Below are 381 nucleotides of genomic sequence, written 5' to 3' on the forward strand. Positions count from 1 at the left end.
CGCAGACCCTGAAGGGCACCCGGACCGGTGTCTTCGCCGGGTCGTTCCACCACGACTACGACCCCGGCGGCGGCAGCGTCGGCAGTCTGGTGTCCGGGCGGGTCTCCTACCACCTGGGGCTCCAGGGTCCGGCCGTCACGGTGGACACGGCGTGCTCCTCCTCGCTGGTCGCCCTGCACCAGGCGGTGCAGTCGCTGCGCGAGGGCGAGTGCACGCTGGCGCTGGCGGGCGGGGTGACGGTGCTGTCGACCGCGGGCGTCTTCGTCGAGTTCTCCCGTCAGCGGGGGCTCGCCGCCGACGGCCGCTGCAAGTCCTACGCGACGGCCGCGGACGGTACCGGCTGGGGCGAGGGCGTCGGCGTGCTGGTGCTGGAGCGCCTCG

Annotated in this window: 1 protein-coding gene; it reads left to right on the forward strand. The window is 74.5% G+C overall.

The window, feature by feature from the left end:
• Positions 1–381: beta-ketoacyl synthase N-terminal-like domain-containing protein (locus VR45_RS40845; RefSeq protein WP_045945042.1), on the forward strand; the 381-nt coding region annotated here is incomplete at both ends.

Source organism: Streptomyces sp. NRRL S-495 (assembly GCF_000966955.1).
GTDB classification, from domain to species: domain Bacteria; phylum Actinomycetota; class Actinomycetes; order Streptomycetales; family Streptomycetaceae; genus Kitasatospora; species Kitasatospora purpeofusca.